Annotated in this window: 11 protein-coding genes; 3 read left to right on the plus strand and 8 right to left on the minus strand. The window is 47.2% G+C overall.

Annotated elements, in window-relative coordinates; genetic code table 11:
* Nucleotides 1-105 precede the first annotated feature (105 nt).
* The 3 genes from E0496_RS03145 to yicI all read right to left on the minus strand — a co-directional run bounded on the left by E0496_RS03145 (nt 106) and on the right by yicI (nt 4,476).
* Entirely contained in the window at nt 106-1,125 is a 1,020-nt protein-coding gene (locus E0496_RS03145) for a Gfo/Idh/MocA family protein (protein ID WP_141500201.1), read from the minus strand.
* A gap of 48 nt (nt 1,126-1,173) precedes the next feature.
* Complete coding sequence (locus E0496_RS03150; protein WP_141500202.1) at nt 1,174-1,944, minus strand: sugar phosphate isomerase/epimerase family protein; 771 nt, start codon at nt 1,942-1,944, stop codon at nt 1,174-1,176.
* A gap of 210 nt (nt 1,945-2,154) precedes the next feature.
* Nucleotides 2,155-4,476 (minus strand): alpha-xylosidase, encoded by a 2,322-nt coding sequence (yicI, locus tag E0496_RS03155; RefSeq protein WP_141500204.1) that lies wholly within the window; start codon nt 4,474-4,476, stop codon nt 2,155-2,157.
* A 171-nt stretch (nt 4,477-4,647) separates the two neighbouring features.
* Between yicI and E0496_RS03160 the strand changes: the two genes are divergently transcribed.
* The 3 genes from E0496_RS03160 to E0496_RS03170 all read left to right on the plus strand — a co-directional run bounded on the left by E0496_RS03160 (nt 4,648) and on the right by E0496_RS03170 (nt 7,023).
* Nucleotides 4,648-5,559, plus strand: coding sequence for an AraC family transcriptional regulator (locus tag E0496_RS03160; RefSeq protein WP_141500205.1), 912 nt, complete (start codon nt 4,648-4,650; stop codon nt 5,557-5,559).
* Nucleotides 5,560-5,719: 160 nt separating this feature from the next.
* Nucleotides 5,720-5,947 (plus strand): 3-dehydroquinate dehydratase, encoded by a 228-nt coding sequence (locus E0496_RS03165; protein WP_138754710.1) that lies wholly within the window; start codon nt 5,720-5,722, stop codon nt 5,945-5,947.
* Nucleotides 5,948-6,123: 176 nt separating this feature from the next.
* Nucleotides 6,124-7,023 (plus strand): ArsR/SmtB family transcription factor, encoded by a 900-nt coding sequence (locus E0496_RS03170; protein WP_141500207.1) that lies wholly within the window; start codon nt 6,124-6,126, stop codon nt 7,021-7,023.
* 109 nt (nt 7,024-7,132) lie between these two features.
* Here E0496_RS03170 and E0496_RS03175 read toward each other — a convergent pair whose 3' ends face one another.
* The 5 genes from E0496_RS03175 to E0496_RS03195 all read right to left on the minus strand — a co-directional run bounded on the left by E0496_RS03175 (nt 7,133) and on the right by E0496_RS03195 (nt 19,385).
* On the minus strand, nt 7,133-12,277 hold the full coding sequence (locus E0496_RS03175) for a golvesin C-terminal-like domain-containing protein (RefSeq protein WP_206669700.1): 5,145 nt from the start codon (nt 12,275-12,277) through the stop codon (nt 7,133-7,135).
* Between the two features lie 205 nt (nt 12,278-12,482).
* Entirely contained in the window at nt 12,483-13,691 is a 1,209-nt protein-coding gene (locus tag E0496_RS03180; protein WP_141500210.1) for an SGNH/GDSL hydrolase family protein, read from the minus strand.
* Between the two features lie 7 nt (nt 13,692-13,698).
* Nucleotides 13,699-15,924, minus strand: a complete 2,226-nt coding sequence (locus tag E0496_RS03185; RefSeq protein ID WP_141500213.1) for an FAD-dependent oxidoreductase — start codon at nt 15,922-15,924, stop codon at nt 13,699-13,701.
* Nucleotides 15,925-16,023: 99 nt separating this feature from the next.
* Nucleotides 16,024-17,646, minus strand: coding sequence for a response regulator (locus E0496_RS03190; RefSeq protein ID WP_141500215.1), 1,623 nt, complete (start codon nt 17,644-17,646; stop codon nt 16,024-16,026).
* Nucleotides 17,646-19,385, minus strand: a complete 1,740-nt coding sequence (locus E0496_RS03195) for a sensor histidine kinase (RefSeq protein ID WP_141500217.1) — start codon at nt 19,383-19,385, stop codon at nt 17,646-17,648. Before E0496_RS03195 ends, E0496_RS03190 begins: the two co-directional genes overlap by 1 nt.
* Nucleotides 19,386-19,416: the final 31 nt, after the last annotated feature.

Genomic DNA, 19,416 nt, shown 5'->3' on the forward strand with positions numbered 1-19,416 from the left:
TTTTTACAATTTACCACATGCTATTCTACAATGCAAGATAGTGTTTAAAAAAGAATACCTCCGATCGGACGAGACAAGCTCGACAACCGGAGGTATTTGGGTTTATTAGTTAACCGAAATGAACTTGCCTGTCGCTTGCGATTCGAAAGCGCACAAGATCACTTTCAAGGAAGCACGGCCGTCTTCACCGCTTACCGCAGGCGTAGTGTTCGTTAGAATGCTTTCAAGGAAAGCATTGACAACGCCGCTTGATTCTTGCTTGTCATTCGTGGAAATCGCGCCTACTTTATGTTTCTCAATCGTACCGTTGCGAAGCTCAACGATCACTTGATCGTCATGATGCGTACCGATCTTCATTACGCCGTTCTCGCACCAAAGAATCGTGCTGTTGTCTTCACCTTTATAGTAAGTCCAGCTTGCAACAAGCGTGCCGATTGCGCCGCTCTTCATGCGAAGCAAGCAGGAAGCATTATCGTCTACGTCCGTATCTTTATCCAGCGTGCCTACAAAACCGGCAACTTCGGAAACCTCATCATCGAGCATCCAACGAATCAAATCGGATTTATGGACACCCAAATCGCCCATTGCGCCCATAATCGCTTCTTTCTTGCGGAAGAACCAGCTCTCTGCACCGTCAATGCTCCAGCCGTCTGGTCCTGGGTGGCCAAAGGACGTGCGGAATGTTAATACTTTACCAAGAATGCCTGATTGCAGGACTTGCTTCGCCTTCACATGTGGAGGCATGAAGCGTTGGTTGTGGCCAACCATCAAATGTACGTTGTTTTTCTTAGCGGCTTCAATCATGGCTTCCGCTTCTTCGTCTGTTACGGCCATTGGTTTCTCAACCAGCACGTGAGCTCCAGCATTGGCTGCAGCAATGGACATAGGCGCATGCAATGCATTTGGCGTACATACGCTAACCGCATCCGGCTTTATTTCTGCCAGCATCGTTTCGAAATCAGCAAAAGCTTTGCCGCCATGCTCGTTAGCATAATGCTCTGCACGCTCGATGATCGGGTCAACAAAGGCAACAAACTCTACATTTTCATGGGCTGCATACTCTGGGATGTGACGGTATTTCGAGATAGATCCGCAGCCAATCACTGCAACGCGTACTTTAGACATGTTATTATTCCCCTACCTGTTCTAAGTTAGAATATTTTTATTTTATAATTATTTGCTCAAAAAATTGCTTTTCATCCATTCCATGCTTTCAGCTACAGCCTCAAGCGGCGGGTTCGCGCAAGTGTCCTGCTCTACGATGAGCCACTCTACAGAAGCTTTCGAAGCCGCATCGATAATATCCAGCAGCGGCAAATCACCACGACCAAGCTCGACCGTATCGATTTGCTCGCCTTTTACGCCTGCACGGAAATCCTTCAAGTGAAGAAGCGGCAAACGGCCAGCATATTTCGCGATATAGGCAAGCGGATCTACTCCCGAATACTGCACCCAACCGATATCCATTTCAACCTGTAAATACTGCGCATCAATACGCTCGTACATCGCATCAAATACGATTTGGCCATCGATTTCCACTTCGAATTCAAACTCATGGTTATGGTAAGCAAAAGTAATGCCTACTTCACGGAAACGCTTTCCATACTCTTCGAATTTCACGAGATGTCCGCGCCATGCATCCGTATCGCGCGCGTCAGCAGGCAACCATGGACAAATCGCATATTTCGCACCGATCGTTTGAAGGTATGCAATTTCTTCGTCAAGCTGGCTCTCAAGGAGATGCAAACCAATGTGGCTTCCGATTGCTTTCAGGTTCAGCTCTTGCAGCAAGTCGCGCATTGCTTCCGCTTTGATATCGCCATATCCTGCAAATTCAACGCCTTCATAACCCATTGCAGCAACCTTGCGAAGCGTGCCTTCGAAGTCCTGAGCTGTTGCGTCGCGTACTGTGTACAACTGCAAACCTACGTTCATTCGTGTCATGTGAGCTGCACTCCCTTATATTTTTGATTTTAGTGTATTGGATTTTGCTTTACGCCTTTCATTATATCGACAGTCATCTATTAAAAACAGCTGTTTTATTATCCTTTTCTTATGCGATTTTGGTCAAAGCTTGTTTATTTCGCTTAGAATACAAGAGCAGCCCTGCGAAAGCCATCCTACGGCCTCGGCAGAGCTGCTCTATCCTGTCATTTAGAGATGAATCGTGAACGCCAATGATTTTGAGCTTGGTGAAAGCTTGATCACATTGCCGGTTACTTCAGCCTGTACGCCATTTACGGAAACGATGTCGCCATGCCCTTTGATGCCAAAGGAAAATGGTTTGCTGCTTCCATCAACCTTCACAGAAATAGCATTACCATCTCGGCTTGCGGATACCGTAAGCTCCGTCGAGCCTTTAACGTCACGCACAAGAGTTTCTGCAGTTTTGCCATCCTCCAGGTTATGAAGCTCAAGCAATACACCGTCCGCGTAATCGTAGTCTGGACGGACGTCATTAGCACCCAGTGCGATAATCGAATTCGGACGAACAAACAAAGGCAGGCTGAAAAAATCATATTTCTCCTTGCGCCATGATCCGCCTTCTACCACCTCACCCGTCAGTAAGTGCGTCCATTTGCCGGCTGGCAAGTAATACGTAACATTTCCTTGCTCATTGAATATAGGAGCTACCAGCAAGGAATCGCCCAGCATATATTGGCGGTCCAAAATTTCACTAGTCGGATCTTCAGGGAATTCTAGCACCATCGCACGCATGGAAGGCAAACCAAATTCAGTTGCCTGAACGGCTGTATTGAACAGGTAAGGCATAATGCGGCATTTCAGCTTCGTGAAGAAACGCGTCACATCTACCGCTTCTGTATCGTAAGCCCAAGGCACCCGGTACGATTTGCTGCCATGCAGACGGCTATGGCTCGATAGCAAGCCGAAGGCAAGCCAGCGCTTGAATACATGCTCAGGTGCCGTATTTTCGAAACCGCCGATATCATGGCTCCAGAAACCGAAGCCGGAAATGCCGAGCGACAAGCCTCCGCGCAGACTCTCTGCCATTGATTCATAATCCGCGTAGCAATCTCCGCCCCAGTGTACAGGGAACTTTTGGCCGCCAGCCGTAGCTGAACGCGCGAACAAAGCTGCCTCGTTTTTGCCAAGCTTCTCTTCAAGCACTTCAAATACAACTTTATTGTAGAGCTGCGTGTAGTAATTGTGCATTTTCATCGGATCAGAGCCGTCAAAATAAGCAACATCAGTTGGGATACGCTCGCCGAAATCTGTTTTGAAGCTGTCTACGCCCATGTCTACAAGCTCACGCAAGTAACTCGCGTACCATTCGCACGCAGCCGGATTGGTGAAGTCAACAAGAGCCATGCCTGGCTGCCATAGATCCCATTGCCATACATCTCCGTTTGGTTTTTTGACCAAATAACCGTTTTGTTTTCCTTCTTCGAACAAGCGCGAACGCTGCGCGATGTAAGGATTGATCCAAACGCAAATTTTCAGCCCTTTTTCTTTCAATCGAGTCAGCATGCCAACCGGATCCGGAAACACACGCTCATCCCATTTGAAGTCCGTCCAGTGGAATTCGCGCATCCAGAAGCAGTCGAAGTGGAAGACGTGCAGCGGCAGGTCGCGCTCAGCCATTCCGTCAACGAAAGAGTTAACAGTTTCTTCATCATAGTTCGTTGTAAAGGATGTCGTCAGCCACAATCCGAATGTCCAAGCCGGCGGCAAGGATGGCTTGCCCGTCAAATCCGTGTAGCGGTTAAGAACTTCCTTCATGCTTGGGCCGTCGATGATGAAATATTCAAGCGATTCGCCAGCCACGCTGAATTGTGCTTTTTTAACTTTTTCCGATGCAATTTCGAACGAAACAAGCTCAGGATGATTAACGAATACGCCATATCCTTTGTTTGTAATGTAGAATGGGATGTTTTTGTAGGCTTGCTCGGAGCTAGTGCCGCCATCTTTGTTCCATAGGTCTACGACTTGTCCGTTTCTTACAAATGGCGTAAAGCGTTCGCCTAGACCATATACCCATTCGCCAACGCCAACATCCAGCTCCTCGCGCATAAAGGTATTCCCGTTGTCTTCTTTAATGTAAGCCATCGATTTCTGCGTGCTGCCTGTAATGCGTTCGCCGCCGCGGAAGAAATCAACCGCCCAAACCGGGCCTTTGCGAATATGGACGCTCAAATTCCCGCTGGTAAGCACCGCTTCGTTTTCTGTTTCTTCTATAATAACGTGGTCGCCTGTCGCCTTGGACAGCTCGAATGCCGGTCCTCGTTCCGCAACTCCTGCGTGATGTACAAGTTTAACGCCAATAATGCCTGGCAATGGAGAATGGAAATGAACCGTCAGCAGCATCGTATCTAGCATATTTGACCGGGTAACGATCGGCTGCGGCGAAGCGTATGCCGTCAGCTTGCCGTCTCTTTGTTCAAAATCATGAACCTGTACCGCTCCTAATACTGTGTATTCATCACGAATGAGCCAGTTGCCGTCTGTAAATTTCATGGACTGAACCAACCTTCCTGTTTTGTTTTATTTGCAATCCTTCATAATTGCATTATACTGATAATTAATCGTACTAATCTAACAGAATACTGCTCATCTATAGCACTATTTTGACGATCTGCCTCTGATGAAAGCCAAACCTAACGATATCTGCGCAGGAGGCTGTAACAAATGGATCAAACCACTCGTCATTCATTGAAGGAAGACCGCTTGCATGGCGACAATATGTTCCCGCTTGCCGCTTATTGGATTGAGCATCCCGAGGCTGGCATACCTGTACTGGATTGCCACTGGCATGCAGAAGCTGAATTTTTTTACGTGCTTGAAGGCGAAGTGCTATTTCAGGTAGATACCGATTATTTTCCCGTACGAGCGGGCGAGGCGGTGTTTATCGACGGCGGCGATATCCACGCGGGCCATGCCCTTGGAGACGATGCCTGCTCTTTTTGCGCCATCGTGTTTGATACCCATATGCTCGCAAGTGCTAGTTATGATGCTGCGCAGGAGCGTTTTATCTCCCCCCTGCAGGATAAGAAACGTACGTTTCCAAGGCATATTACACCAGACACTGAATGGGGACATGCCCTGCTCCAGCATTTGCAATGCATCATGAAAGCTTATGAGAGCCAACCCCTCGGCCTTGAGCTTGCCGTTAAGGGCCGTTTGTATCTGATGCTCCAAGAAATCGCGGAGCAAGGCTGCTTCTGCAACCGCACAGAGGCAAGCATGGCCGACACGACCAAAATCGACAGGCTGAAGAAAGCTATTGTCTATATGCAGCAAAATTTCCATCGTCCGGTTCGCATCTCTGAAATCGCCGACCAGATTCCCATGAGCGAAGGACAATTTTGCCGCTTCTTTAAGACGATGACAAGACAGACGCCTATTGAATACTTAAACGCGTACAGGATCAGGCAAGCAACCGAGCTGCTGCTGAGGCCCGAGCTCAAAATATCAGCGGTGGCGCTAGATGTCGGTTTCGATCACATCAGTTACTTCGTTAAAGTATTTCGCAAAATGATGAAATGTACACCTTCCCAGTTCCGAAAAAAACAGTTGGACGTGTCAGAACGCCGGGGATAACAAGTTAAAATGTAGGCGCAGCACGCTTTTTTGCCAAAAGTTACAGCTTTGTAACCAAATTCTCACCGAATTTTAAGAATTATTTAATAATTGTCAGTTACACTATAAAAAAAATACTTTACACTATAAAAAAATCCTTAACGGGATGGAGGACCATACCATGAAAACGATGCTGATGTTCCAAAATAAAACGATACCCGTCTACTTAACCGATACGAATAAACAAGCCATTGAAAAACTGTCTACCGTTCTTAATCGCAAACTGACCACTGGCAAAAACGCCTTGAAAACCTGTCTTAAATCTTTAATTAGCGTAGAGATTGTTGGCAGCGAAGCAACGCTTCATTCCTATTTTGAGCGTGATACATTAACAATTTCACTTTACTAATATGAATTGGCAGCCAAAGATGCCCCGCAAAGTCATATCGACTGAGCGGGGCATCTTTTTGTTGTAAAGCAGCCTATACAGCATGTTTGCTGCAACTATAGTGAACCTAAACATTGTATCATTAACTTTTGGGTTATATACTAAAAGAAACCAAACGGAATGAGGACTTGAGTCGCATGAACATTGAGGTAAACAGCCGCAATCTCAAATTTCTTGAATGCTTCGCATCAGAAACAAGAATCAAGATGATCGAACTATTAAATCATAAACCAATGAACATCAAGGATCTGGCAGAGGCGCTCGGCATATCATCGGCGATCGTCACCAAGCATATTCAAAAGCTTGAAGAAGCAGCGATCGTTACGACGGAAAGCGTGCCAAGCACTAGAGGCAGGCAAAAAATTTGCCATCTCACGCTGGATTCGGCGACACTGCAATTTCGCGTAAAAGAGAAGCCCGATCAAAACCGCTACGCCGTTTCGATTCCGATTGGGCAGTATTCGAATTACGAGGTCAAGCCAACCTGCGGACTTGCGTCAAGCACCAAAATTATCGGCATGGTCGACGATCCCCGTTATTTCTCTGACCCCGAGCATGTGAAGGCAAGCCATCTCTGGTTTGGCAGCGGCTTTATTGAATACCGCATTCCTAATTACTTAGTTGGCAAACAAACCGTTAGAAGCTTGTCCATCTCGCTTGAAATCTGCTCGGAAGCTCCTCATTACAACGAAAATTGGCCCTCTGATCTTTCCTTTTACATCAACGACAGATGTCTCGGCACCTGGACATGCCCAGGCGACTTTGGAGCCGTAAGAGGCGTCTATACGCCAGAATGGTGGGATCTCGGGACCCAGCATGGGCTGCTTAAGCAAATCACCGTCGACTCGGAAGGTGCCTTTATCGACGGCATCCGCATGTCCGACACTGCGGTAAACGATCTCAGCCTAAGCATCGGCGAAGATATCCGGTTCCGCATTAGCGCGCCGGAAACGGCGGCGCACAGCGGCGGCCTCAGTATGTTCGGAAAGCAGTTCGGCAATTATGATCAAGATATTCAGGTTTATGTTGCTTACTAATAGTTGCACAGGATAACCTTCGTGCAGCAAGGAAAAAGCCGAGCGGATCGTTCCCATCCACTCGGCTTTTAAGGTTATTTTGCCATGTAAGCCTGACGCAACACCGCTTTTATTCGTTAACTGGAGCCTCATTCGCAAGCAGCTCGGGACTAACGGAATGCCTTTCGAACTTGACAGCATCAACCCTCGTATAGATCATATCGGCAGGAAGCGTTGGCGGGTCAACCGTTGTAGGAGTAACTCTGGTTAAGCGAACATACTCGCTCCCGTCTCCCGTAAAGTCGAACGTTCCTAGATTAAGCCATCCCGATGAACCGACTGTTGCATCGATATAGCTGACCTCGGTACCCGACTGATGCTTCACTTCCACTTTCACATGATTATCGTTTGCCGTTGTATGGACAAGCTTGTAGATGGAGACCGTATATGTCCCCTCTGGGAACTGGCCTTTCCACGTGGCTGATGATCCTTGAACGGTAGAATAGCGGGACTTCACCCCAATTTTGTATCCGGCTAAATTGCTTTGGCTCCAAGACCCTTCGGTCGTGTATAGCCCCGTTGTATTTGTACTGTCGACGATAACGGTTAGGTCCTTGATCGTTATGGCCAAAGGCGGTGTTGTTAAGGTTGCTCCGTCAATCGTGACCGTGGCCCATACCTCAATGTGATCCGTTTCCCCATCGAGATGCAGTAGGGTCAAGCTACCGCTGCTGTCCACTTCGGCCAGATCCGTACGATCAACGAAATACTCCACACTGGCCTGTGTCAGATCACCGATCAGACCGTTATCCAAATAGCCCGTTACGCTCAGTTGTGCGGTTTGAGTCATCTGGAGCTCGTTCCGATCGGACAGAATCACCGCAGACTCCAATTGCGGCATCCTGTTCGGGTCCACCCACATGATTGCATCGGCAACTACCCGCGACTTGTTGGCCTTATTGGTTAGCTCCACATACCCGCTATCACCTGCAGCAAAAGGATAATCGCCTAGGTGCACCCAAGTGCCATTCGCCGTTGTCTCATCAACGGTAACCGTTTCGGAGCCCCCCCTATAATAAACGGCAAATGAGGCATTCGTTGCCCAATTTTCACTCGCAGCGGTTATTTGCGGAAGCTTGTAATACACACTGTAAGTCACGCTTTCCGGCAGCTCCGGCCGCCACACGATTTTGCTTGTAGCTGTGCCGGCCGTCGATTTGGCATACACATAATTATCATAGTAATAATCGTTAGCCGTCGTATCTCTTATCCAGGCTCCTTCTGTCTCCGCCTCCGTATTATCCACAATGATAGACGAACCATCCTGCCAATCGGGTTGGACCGGAGTTTCCGTTACCTGATCAGGCAGATAGAGTGTCCGCTTGCGGGTCTGTTTCCCCTCCGATTCCACGTAATAAGTGAAGGTTTCGGATAAATCGTTCACCCGAATCGACCATTCCATCGGATAGATCGTATCCGGGATGGTCGTATACGTAGCCCCACCATCCAAGGAATAATGGATGGTCGCCGGTTTGGTCGTTTTTGCTTGCACATAAGCATCATAAACCGTTTCGTCAGGCTTTACGATCAGCATGCCTTTAACCGCATCGATTGGACTATGGATATCGAAGAAATAGCTTGCATCCGATGAATCGGCCGTTCTTACCTGATGCAGCGGCACGTCAATATTAAGTCCCTCTACGATGATAGCGGTTATTCCCTTGCTCGATACCGTAGCTTGTATGCTTCCGCCGCGCATAACCGCTTGCTCTGGTGTGCCATTATCGCGGATGATGGTTACGGTATAATCCTGTGCCGGGTTGAACCCAATGATTTGCGCATTCAATTCAATCGAAGTCTGAACTTCCTCGGACGATGAATTGCTTAGCCCGATGTAAAATTTATCCCCGCTCTCTCCCGTTATCCAGTTTAATTGAGGATCGTTCGTCTGGATAATCCCCTTGGGCATCCAGAGCCAAACGTCGGAATTGCCGTAGAAATGACCTGGTTTATTGCCATAAAGGTGATATTTAAACCATAAAAAATTCGTTTCGAATACGGAAGGAAAGGTAATGCTCCCATTCGATTTCAAGGATTGTTCACTGATCAAATAATCCATCGTTTGCCCGAGCTGCCCCGGAATATGGTGATAATAGATGGATGTAGCCCCACTTGGTCCTTCCAGAGGAAAATCCGGTTCAAGTTGGCTGACGGCAAAGCCCTTATAGTAATAACCCGGATAGCTGGAATATCGTCCAATAACCGCATTATGAGCAATATCCTGCAGCAGTTTATCACCGGTATAGAGCGACAATCTCAGCATGAATGGGGCTTCCTGGGCATTCATCCGATAATAGCCGGTTGTACTTCCCGCTTCAAACGTCAATCCGCTCGGAGAAACAAGCCAACTATCCGCTTGTACGCCTCCGGCTACGTCTTCTGGGAGCTTGCTCCGAGGATATTGGTATTTCCCGCTTTCCGGCCAATGGAACGACTCCGCGTAATTATACGTCTCGGGCTGCGGAATCGTAACGGTGCCTTCAGGAACTGGACGGGCAACGAACATGGTGGCATACCGTTTGGCTTCCTTGTATGCGGCATTCAAATATTTGGGATCCTGAGTTTCCTCGTAAAGCTCCAAAATCTCCATCCACAGCTTGCTGTAATAATAGATGAACTCATTTTTGCTCACATTGATGGATTCAGGAGTATCGATATGCTGCAGGATGTAGCTGTCGGCTGCATCCTTGGCAGCCTGTAAATACTGCGCCTCTCCCGTCATACGATACATCATGAGGGGCTGAATGACTGGCCCCCGGTCTTTCTGGTCAGGATCGCGCACGAGGTATTCTTCCTCTGCCAGCGCCCTAATTCCTGCCGAAGTGCCCATCATCTGATTAACAGCGGCTACGCTTGAAACATCGAACGGCAGGGTGGCCATTTTCCATAACGAAGGCACCCCGTATACTTTCTTCTGCGTCGGCGACCAGCCGATGCCATTTCGCGATACGCCATACTGAACGGACGGCAATGCTCTCGTATCGTAAAGCTGGTCGTCCCCGGTCAAATAGTAAGCCCCCAGAAGAACCGCATTCGAACTTGTTCGAACACTATCCTCGTTTTCGATATCGATAAAGCCCTTGGCACGGCTCCACCACCCGCTAGGTGACGGGACAAACTGAACAGAGTCGTCCCCTTGCGGCTCTACCTTTAGCAGATCGATCATATTGAACATCGCGTCGGTAAGCGACAGGTCTGAGACATTTTCCCGATATGCCGAATAACCGTACTCATTGCGAAGAATATCCGCGTAGGACTCATAAAGGTTGCCGCGCTCCGCGATTAGCCCCATATGAAATTGATAGGTGCTTTCTGCGGCCATTTGCGAATAAGTCCCCAGCTGTGGGGCATAAAGAATCGGCTGCACGCTGCCTTCGTTGTTGACAAGGCTCATGCCAAGCCGCTGTTTCGTAACGCCGCCCGTCGGTTCAAATTCAACCGGAAGCTCTTCCGAAGGTACAAATACCCCATAGGTCAATGGATTTCCCGCACCGTCATTCTTCTCCACCAGACTCATCGGAGCGCTCAGCTCCCTCAAGCTTGTTGATTCCACCGTACCTACCATTTTTGCATGCGACCTGAAACCATTTAACACTTCATTAACGCCAGAGATTAGCTCTGTTGTGAAGGACTGATATCCAATCACATAATTGCCATCGCGGCGAGGCGTAAAGTTGAAGGAAACATCTGGTTTATTCCCTGCCATGGACCAGTTCACTTCAAAATCGTAATCGCTTCCATGCATAGCATCGGTTAATACCGCCGTTTGGCTGTTGGGAAAACTAATCCCGTCGAATGTAATCCAGCGTGTGTTCATCGTATCGTAGTAATTGGTTCGGCTCCCTGCATTACCATCCAATAAAACCCATTGCTCCTCAAGCCTTTCCGCCACATTATGGATTGGCATCCAATTTCCCGTGTCCGCGTTCTTGTAGAACATGTCACGAACGATGGATTTGCCTCCATCCCATGTTGCCTCATAGAAGGTCGCCTTATAGTTTGCATTTTCAATGCTCCCTTTTTCCGTATAGCTGAGATTCGTTAATGTGCGGCTCCGCAAGGCGGGCAACGGCGGTGCTTGCTGCCGGATATTCCCTTCAAATTTGACTGCATCGGCCCGGGTAATAATCGTGCCCGTCGTAGGCTGCGTCCGGGTCAGCCTGACAAATTCGGTATCGTCGCCACTAAAATAATACTCCCCCAAATCCACCCATCCGACCGATGGGCCCGACGAAGGCCTAAGATCCATAAACAAAACATCCGTAATCCCATTGTGAACAATCTCAATCTTTACATTACTATCTGCTTTATCCGCCCAATCAAGCTTATAGAACGATATTCTTGCCGTCCCTGCTTCCAATCGCGGATTCCATGTGATGCTTCTGCCTACGGCATCCGTATATTTGGAACTGGAATTATTGTAGCCCTTCACTCCTGCGCTTGTGGTCCAATAAGGAGCAGAGAACCCGTTACTCGCGTTACCTGCATCAACGGTGACCACATGGTCAATCGTAAGGCTTCCATCATCAATGATGATCGTCTTATGAGGCTCTTTCTGCTGAATATTCCCTTCGAATTTGACCGCATCAGCGCGTGTAAGTATCGTGCTCGTGGTGCCGGTAGACCGGGTCAATTTAACGAATTCTTCACCAACCCCGGAAAAATAGTACTCTCCCAAATCAACCCATCCCGCAGGATCGCCAAATGAGGGCCTCAGATCCATATAGAGCACATCCGTCGTTCCATTATGAACGATTTCGATTTTCACATTGCTGTCTGCCTTATCCTCCCAGTTAAGCTTGTATAACGATATTTTCGCCGTTCCTGCTTCCAAGCGCGGATTCCAGGTTATCGATCTGCCTGCTGTACTCGTATATTTGGAGCTGGATTGGTCATACCCCTTCACCCCTGTGCTTGTGGTCCAATTGGGAGCAGAATAGCCATTGTTCTCGTTACCCGCATCAGGTGTCACAACATCATTAATCGTGATGCTCCCGTCATCGATGATAATCGTTTGATAAGGCAAGGTCTCCGCATAAGCGGTCCTTATTCCTGCTAGGCTGAAAGGAACTACTATCGTCACGATGAAAACGAATAAGAAAAACAGCTTCCTTTTGACCAGTCCTTTGACCAAACCACTCACAGCCTCTCCTTTTAATGATAACGCTTCCAAAATAATAATGCCCCCTTTGCTAAAATGATCGTAAAGAAGCAATTAGCCTTATCCTGCTGGCTAACCCCGCTCCGTCGTTTTTATCATAGCATGTCGCCCCATCATGAAATTTCTTTCATTTCAACAATTTCTTATAAGATTTTAAGGAAATGATATCCTGTCCGATATTTCAAGAAAAAACCTACATCCTAATTGACCGCTCAATTGCAGTCAGATAGAATGTAGGTTTTCCAAGTGGACAAATCAATTATAATGGCGGCTGCACCACTAACAGTTTTCCAAGCTGAATGACCGTTTGATCATACCAAGCTGGATGCTGCCGAACATGCTCCATGCTTCGTTCATTGCCGCCTGCCTCAAACATGGCCGCTTTGTCTGTCTTCTCGTTATCGATTTCAAAGCGAACCGTATGTTTCCCATTCGGTAGCTCTGGCAAGAAAACATACTGATTTCGATTATGATCGTTATAGGGTGTGAATCGATCGATAAGGAAGGATTCACCTCCATCCACCGACACCTTCAATCGGCCGGAATCAGGCCCTCCGATATCGAATAACCCGATATGGGTCCCCTCGAATTGCACCGTGATAGCCTCTCCAGGATCGACTGCTCGCCAAAGGCCCGGGAACAACCAATTGTACTCGCGCACTAAAGCAAAATCATCGGGGGTCATGTAAGACCATCCTTCCGAAAAAAGAGCAACACGATCCAGCGGCAGCATGGATGCATACTCCCAAGGATTAGCCGGAACCAATGGATTCTGGGGCAAGTGATGTTCCGATCTTTCTTGATCGTCGCGAAGCTCGCTTATTTTCTCAAATGATCGGGTAATCGTATCCGTGTAAATCTGATGCCCTTCGGGAATTGTCGGATGGACCGAATCATGTGTAAAAATAACGGCTCCCGGAATGAGCTGATCTGCCCTAGAGGTGAAAATGAGTTTTCCCTCGGATACCAACTGACTGACCGCTACGCCCAGATGAATGGAAGGAATGCCGTAATAATCGGCCACTTCCTCCTGCATATGAGCCCCCTTCTGGTATTCGCCGGATTGGAATAAGGCCACATCCCGCTCCTTCAGCGTATAAACGAACAAAATATCGGTAAATGGGTTTCGCTTGCGGATTTGACGGACAATCCCTTCGATCCGTGCCTTCGACTCGGAAACGCCGCCATCGTTACCAACAAACTCAACAAACACGAGATCGGGCTGATGACGCAGCACATCCGTATCCAAGCGGGCGCAGCCGAGGTCCGATCCTGTCCCATCAATGCCTGCGTTCACAGAGCGGATTTCCGCATGGGGATACTTACCTTGAAGCCACTCTCCCGTCATGACCCTATATCCTTGAGAACGCGTATTGCTGCCGCCAAAATAGACGATTGTCACGGTTTCCCCGTTTTCCAACTTCGAAATGACATTAGGCAGCCCTCTTCGAGAAAAAAGTTCCTTCATCGCGACTTCACCTGCCCTCACTTATTAATTTCGGAGCAAAGCATTTTACAGCAAACACTTCATAGTAAGGAGAACCGTAGGTTGCGCAGAAATGAATTCGGATTCGGGTTACGCGTTTCGCGTCCACCTTATGTTTATTCAGCGTGAGATAATTACCGCGGATGAAGATTTCACTCTCGGTTCCGTCTTCTAAGGTCAAGGTCACATCATAATCTTGGATAAGGAGTTCGATCGGATCGTCAAAATGCTCCAAATCCAGCCGTGAATTGAACACAAGATGGATTTCCTCCACATGTTTGGGGCTTGCAAAACACAATTCCAACCATTCCTGTCCTTCCGTACGTTCAGATATCCAACCGTTCGGCAGACCATAAGGCCTGGAGAAGCCGTTGACGACATTCTCGGGGCTATACATATTTTGGGCTGGCAATAGGTCTTTGAAGCAAATGCTCTTATTCAGCTTCTTCAGCTTAGACGGCACTTCAGGCCTATAATGAAAGCTGACCGCTCCTGTCAACCTTTCTTCATTGCCGTATACGGCAAGGCTCGCCGCACCTTCCAGTACGATGTAGATTTTGTCGTCAGCCGGCTTCTTGCAGCCGAGGTCCAGCGTAATCCAGTCATCGTGACCTGCTGCTATAACTAAGCAGTAATCTTTCAGCTCGCTGGCGGGAATATAGTTTTCCTTCCGCTCCCCGCCAAACAGCTTCACCTGCAAAGTTTCCGCTTGCTCGGATTTATTTTTAATTTTGATCCGCACGCTTTCAGCCATGGATGTCTGAATCGGCAAAACCAAACATAACGTTTTCTCCAAGGAAATCTCTTCGGTTGGATGAAGATTATCATAGCTGCGCTGAGACGAGGCACGAATCGTTAATCCGTCGGCGAAATAAGGATCCAACTCCTCTTGAAGCCCCACAATCGTTTGCCCGTCCCGAAGCAGCTGCGCCTGAAGCTCACCCATATGGGCTTTGACTATGTCTGCGGGGTCTGCGTCGTATTTCAAGCATAACGCAGCCGCCGTTCCTACCGCCTGCCCCATACAACCGCAGGTTGCCATGACCCTTGTAGATCCGAAAGCCACATGGGTAGCGCTTATATTGCGGCCAGCAAACATGAGATTAGGAATATTGCGTGAATACAAGCTGCGGAAAGGGAGATTGTACAATCCCGGCACGAAATTCCATGCTGTAGCCGGCCCCTCATCGTAGATGCCTTTATTCGCATGCAGATCCATATACCATCCTCCGACGGATACTGCATCCTCGAAATGAGGCTTTGCTGTAAGATCGTTCTGCGACAGCATGTGCTCCCCTATAAACCGCCTTGACTCCCGCTTCCCCGGTATCGGGCATACATAATCCAAGATAAGATTGTCCACATCATCAAACTCGCCGCTATTTTTGATATAATCCCAAATCCCGTACACCAATTTCCGCAGTTCCAAGGCGATGTCTTCATTATTTTGGATAATATCCATATGTCCGCCGTATTCCAGCCACCACAATCCGCCAAGCCCGTTAATCTTCCTCGGAAAAGACCGATGGTTTAAGCCTTTTCGGATACTATCGAAAAAAGGCAGCTTCGTAATATCATACGCAAAGCCAGGCCTTTTGTAAGGAACGGAATAGTCTACGTCACGGGCTTGAAACAAAATCGTATCTCCCATGGTGTAATGGTCCGCTACCTCAGGAGCCAGCTCCTCGTTGTATTCATGCTTCGCCTCTCTTCCCCATCGGAAGTGAGCGCCTGCTTGATATCCGACAATGCCATCGCCTGAGCAATCGATGAAGGTTCGGCTTGCAAAACGAAATTTTCTTTCGGAAGCGAGTTGAATGCCGTCCACCCATTGAATTCTGCCGTTCTCCATGCCCGTTTCATGCACGCATGTATTCAGGAATAGGGAAATGTTAGGCTCAGCATAAACCATGTCCAATAAGACCGTATCCGAAAGCGAAAGCATAAGCTTCTTGTTGTATAACGGATTATAGTGAAAGATTTTCAGCTTGAGTTCTTCCACCAAACCTCCCTCGCGCGCATAATAGGATGGGCTGTTTCCGAGATATGCCGACCCGTTGATATGAACCCTGACCTCGCTGCTCGCATTGCCCCCAAGCACCGGCCGATCATTAATAAGAGAAACCTGCAGCCCTTGGCGTGCGGCAGCAATGGCAGCGCATATCCCAGCAATACCTCCGCCTACGACGGTTACATCTGCTTTTATAAGCTCCATTTTGATAACCTCCATGATTAGATGCTTCTATCATGGTAATTGTTTTGGCCCTCTTTTTTTTACAGGATTTCGCGAAAAAATCATACATTTTTCGCATCCTTATTTGGATTCGTACCGCGTCATTTTTATCCGGTATTGCTTGGGAGTATCACCCGTATATTCTTTAAATAGTTTGCAAAAGTACCCTTCATTGACGATGCCTACTTCCTCGCACAATTCCAACAAAGAATAATCCTGCACATTTAACAGCTCGAGAGCCAATTGGATTTTTTTACGGTTGATATAGCTGATCACGCCTTCGTTCATTGTTTTTTTGAATAAGCTGCTAAAATACGACGGTGCCAAATTCACATCCTCGGCAATGGCCTCCAGCGTCAATCGTTGTTTCAGATTCTTCTCTATAAACTGCATGGCACTCATAATTTCTGCGCGATGCAAGATTTGCCCCGCGTGTACATATTCGAAGGTGAAGTCGCAAATATAGGCAAGTTGTTCTTGAAATGCCATAAAGTCCATGGGGAATTCTGCTGCTTCCGCGGCCAGCTTGTTCCCCGATTTAAACTTTACGGTAATGTCTCTGTACAAGTCTCTAAGCATCGGCGCCATGATCGACTTATGGATTTTATGGTCCGTAACAAATTGGTTCAGATCGGCGAATGCATTCTCCAGCTCTTCCTTGGAAACCTTCCGTTTCACCCATAGAAGAAAATCAGCCAGTTTCTGCTGAAAGTCTGCTTTTTTGTCATTATGGTAGTGGAACCGATGCATGGGTGTTTTTACTACTTTGTCTGTATGATAATAAAAATCCTCGCTCACATTTTTAGCTTCCGTGTACGCTTGTTTGATCGATTCCCAGCCTCGGTGCGGACCTCCGAAAGCAACGGATACCCTTTGATTCAAATATTGCTGCAAATGAGAGACGATCTGCCCTCCTAATGATTGGCAAGCGTATTCCGCTTCCATATCGCTGCGGCTATTTTCCCAGGAAAGAAAGCCAATAAACCGATTATCGGACAAATCCGCAGCTACGCCGCTTCCGCCATTCATCACCGTTTCTTCGATTACATTCGTTATCGCATATTTCAAGATGCTTTGATCAGCGGCTGAGTACTCGTTCCGGAAACTTTCATACGTATTCATTTCAACAATAAAGCAGCAATAGTTGGCTTGAAAGAAATGGAACTGCATGCGATTGGCAAAATCCGATGCCCGGTGGGAAGGGATTTCCCCTCGGATAAGCTCGTTAAAAAATTGCTTGCGGACTCTATATTTATTTTCTAGCACGGACACGTTTAACGATTGGAATTCCGCTTCTTTTTTCTTAACCTCATTGAGAATCCCAGCCGCCTTCGCTAAGGCACGATCTAAATCCGCTTCCCTCAGCGGAACCTTAACAATGTACTCCAATATGTTGGCATGAATAGCTCGCTGGGCGTATTCAAAGGATGAATAAGCGGTCAAAAGAATGTATTGGGTATGGGGGAGCTCCGGCTTTAGCTGCTCAATCATCGAGATTCCATCCATTCGAGGCATTACGATATCCGATATAATGATATCCGGTTTAAGCTTTAAAATTTCCTCGATCCCATCCAGCCCGTTATTCGCTTTTCCCACTAAAACAAATCGTTTATCCCTATGGGAGAGCTCGTTAAAAAACAATTCCAATCTTTGAATGATTAGGTCTTCATCGTCAACAATGAAGCAGGTAAAGTCTCTCACCATTATGCATCTCCTTTAAGCAAATCTGTCGGGAATATAGCGCGTACACGAGTTATTTCCTTAGGTATGCTAATAATTTGAAGCCCGAATTGTTCTCCGTAGTGAAGCCTTATTCGGCCATGAATGTTATTTAAGCCGATTCTTTTTCTCTTTACTTCCACGTCACTCGGTGCAGAAATTAAAATATGCTTTATTTTATCGGCCGGGATTCCCTCGCCTAGATCAATGACTTCTATGATGACGATTCCGCCCTCCGAGTAAGCATGAATCGTGATCGGGCCTTCGATCCCGCCTCCGTTATAGCCATGGAAGATGCTATTCTCCACAAGGGGCTGCAGCAGCATTCGAAAAACAGGAAAATCCATTAACCCTGCTTCGATATTTTCAATCAATTGGAAGTTTCTGTTGTACCGGATGTTCTGGATCTCGATATAGTCCGCTACGTTTCGTAATTCCTGACGCAAGGAAACTTTCTCTGAAGCGTCATCTATCCCATATTCCAATAATGAAATGAGCGACCCGATCACCACATCTACTTTCTCTATTTGTCCCAGACGTATAACATTGCTGATTGAACCAAGCGTGTTATACAAAAAATGAGGGTTGATTTGAGACTGCAGCACTTGAATCTCCAGCTTTCGCTCAAGCTCATTATGAAGCTCCGCTCGCCGAATCAATTCCACAATTTGCTGCAGCATACGGTCGAAAGCCCGGGAGAGATCTCCGAACTCATCATTTCGGTTAATGGTTATTGTCGTTGTGAGGATGCCTTGCTCCACTCGTTTCATTTTAGTTTTGAGCAAATAGAGCGGATTTCTTATATACTTGGCAATTAAAAAGGAAATGAACAAGCTTAAGAGAAGGCCTGCAGCTAGAATCTCGATATAATAGGTTTCCAGCCTGGACAGAGCCGCTTTCAAGCGTGATTCATCGTTAATGGAGATGATGGTCCAATTGAATTTCTCCGTCGGTTTTTTCAGAAGGGAGACCAGCAAACCATCCTTGGTATGCAGTTGAAGGCTTGTTTCTGCCGTATCCAGAATTTGTTCTGCTGACGTTTCCCCGATTGAAAACGTATGATCTTGAATATTCAGCGGTCCTCTATTTTCCGAAAATCCGGCAATGATCTTACCCGATGCGGTGATCAGAGCCAAATTCATTTGTTCTTGTTTATTAATCTTGAACAGGGTTTCTTCAATGGCATTTAGATCCAGATCTACCGCAATGGCCATCGGAAACGGAGCGCCGTTCAAATATCGAACCATCGTAACTGTCCAGCCGGAATACTTGGATTTATAAGGATCGCTGACGAAGGTCGTCCTTCTGTTCTTGTCGGCCGCATCAAATAACGGCTCTCTTTCTGGTAAAGCTTCATCGAATATGCGGGTAGGCGTGCTTCCGCCTACAATGGATAAATCGCTTTTGATCAAATAAATATTACTGACGTAATTGCTGTTGAGTTCATATAGCTCTCTTAATTGCTTTTTGATGACTTCCGTATTGTCAATGTTGGCTTTCACCGATGTTTCGACCGAGAACAGGATCGTCTGGAAGGAGGAAAAATTAACGGTGAAATACTGATCGACCTTATCGAGTATTTGGTTGGTGTAGTAGATGTCATTGGTTCTTATTTCCTTTTGGACATAGCGATAGGACAATTGGCTTATCAAGATTATGCAGCCTAATACAAACGCAAACACGATAAAAAATAATTTTAAAGGCAAGCTGATTCTTCTTCGCATTGCTCATCTTCCTTTGGAGTTCGTATTAAAA

Source organism: Paenibacillus luteus (assembly GCF_006542765.1).
Classification (GTDB): Bacteria; Bacillota; Bacilli; order Paenibacillales; family Paenibacillaceae; genus Pristimantibacillus; species Pristimantibacillus luteus.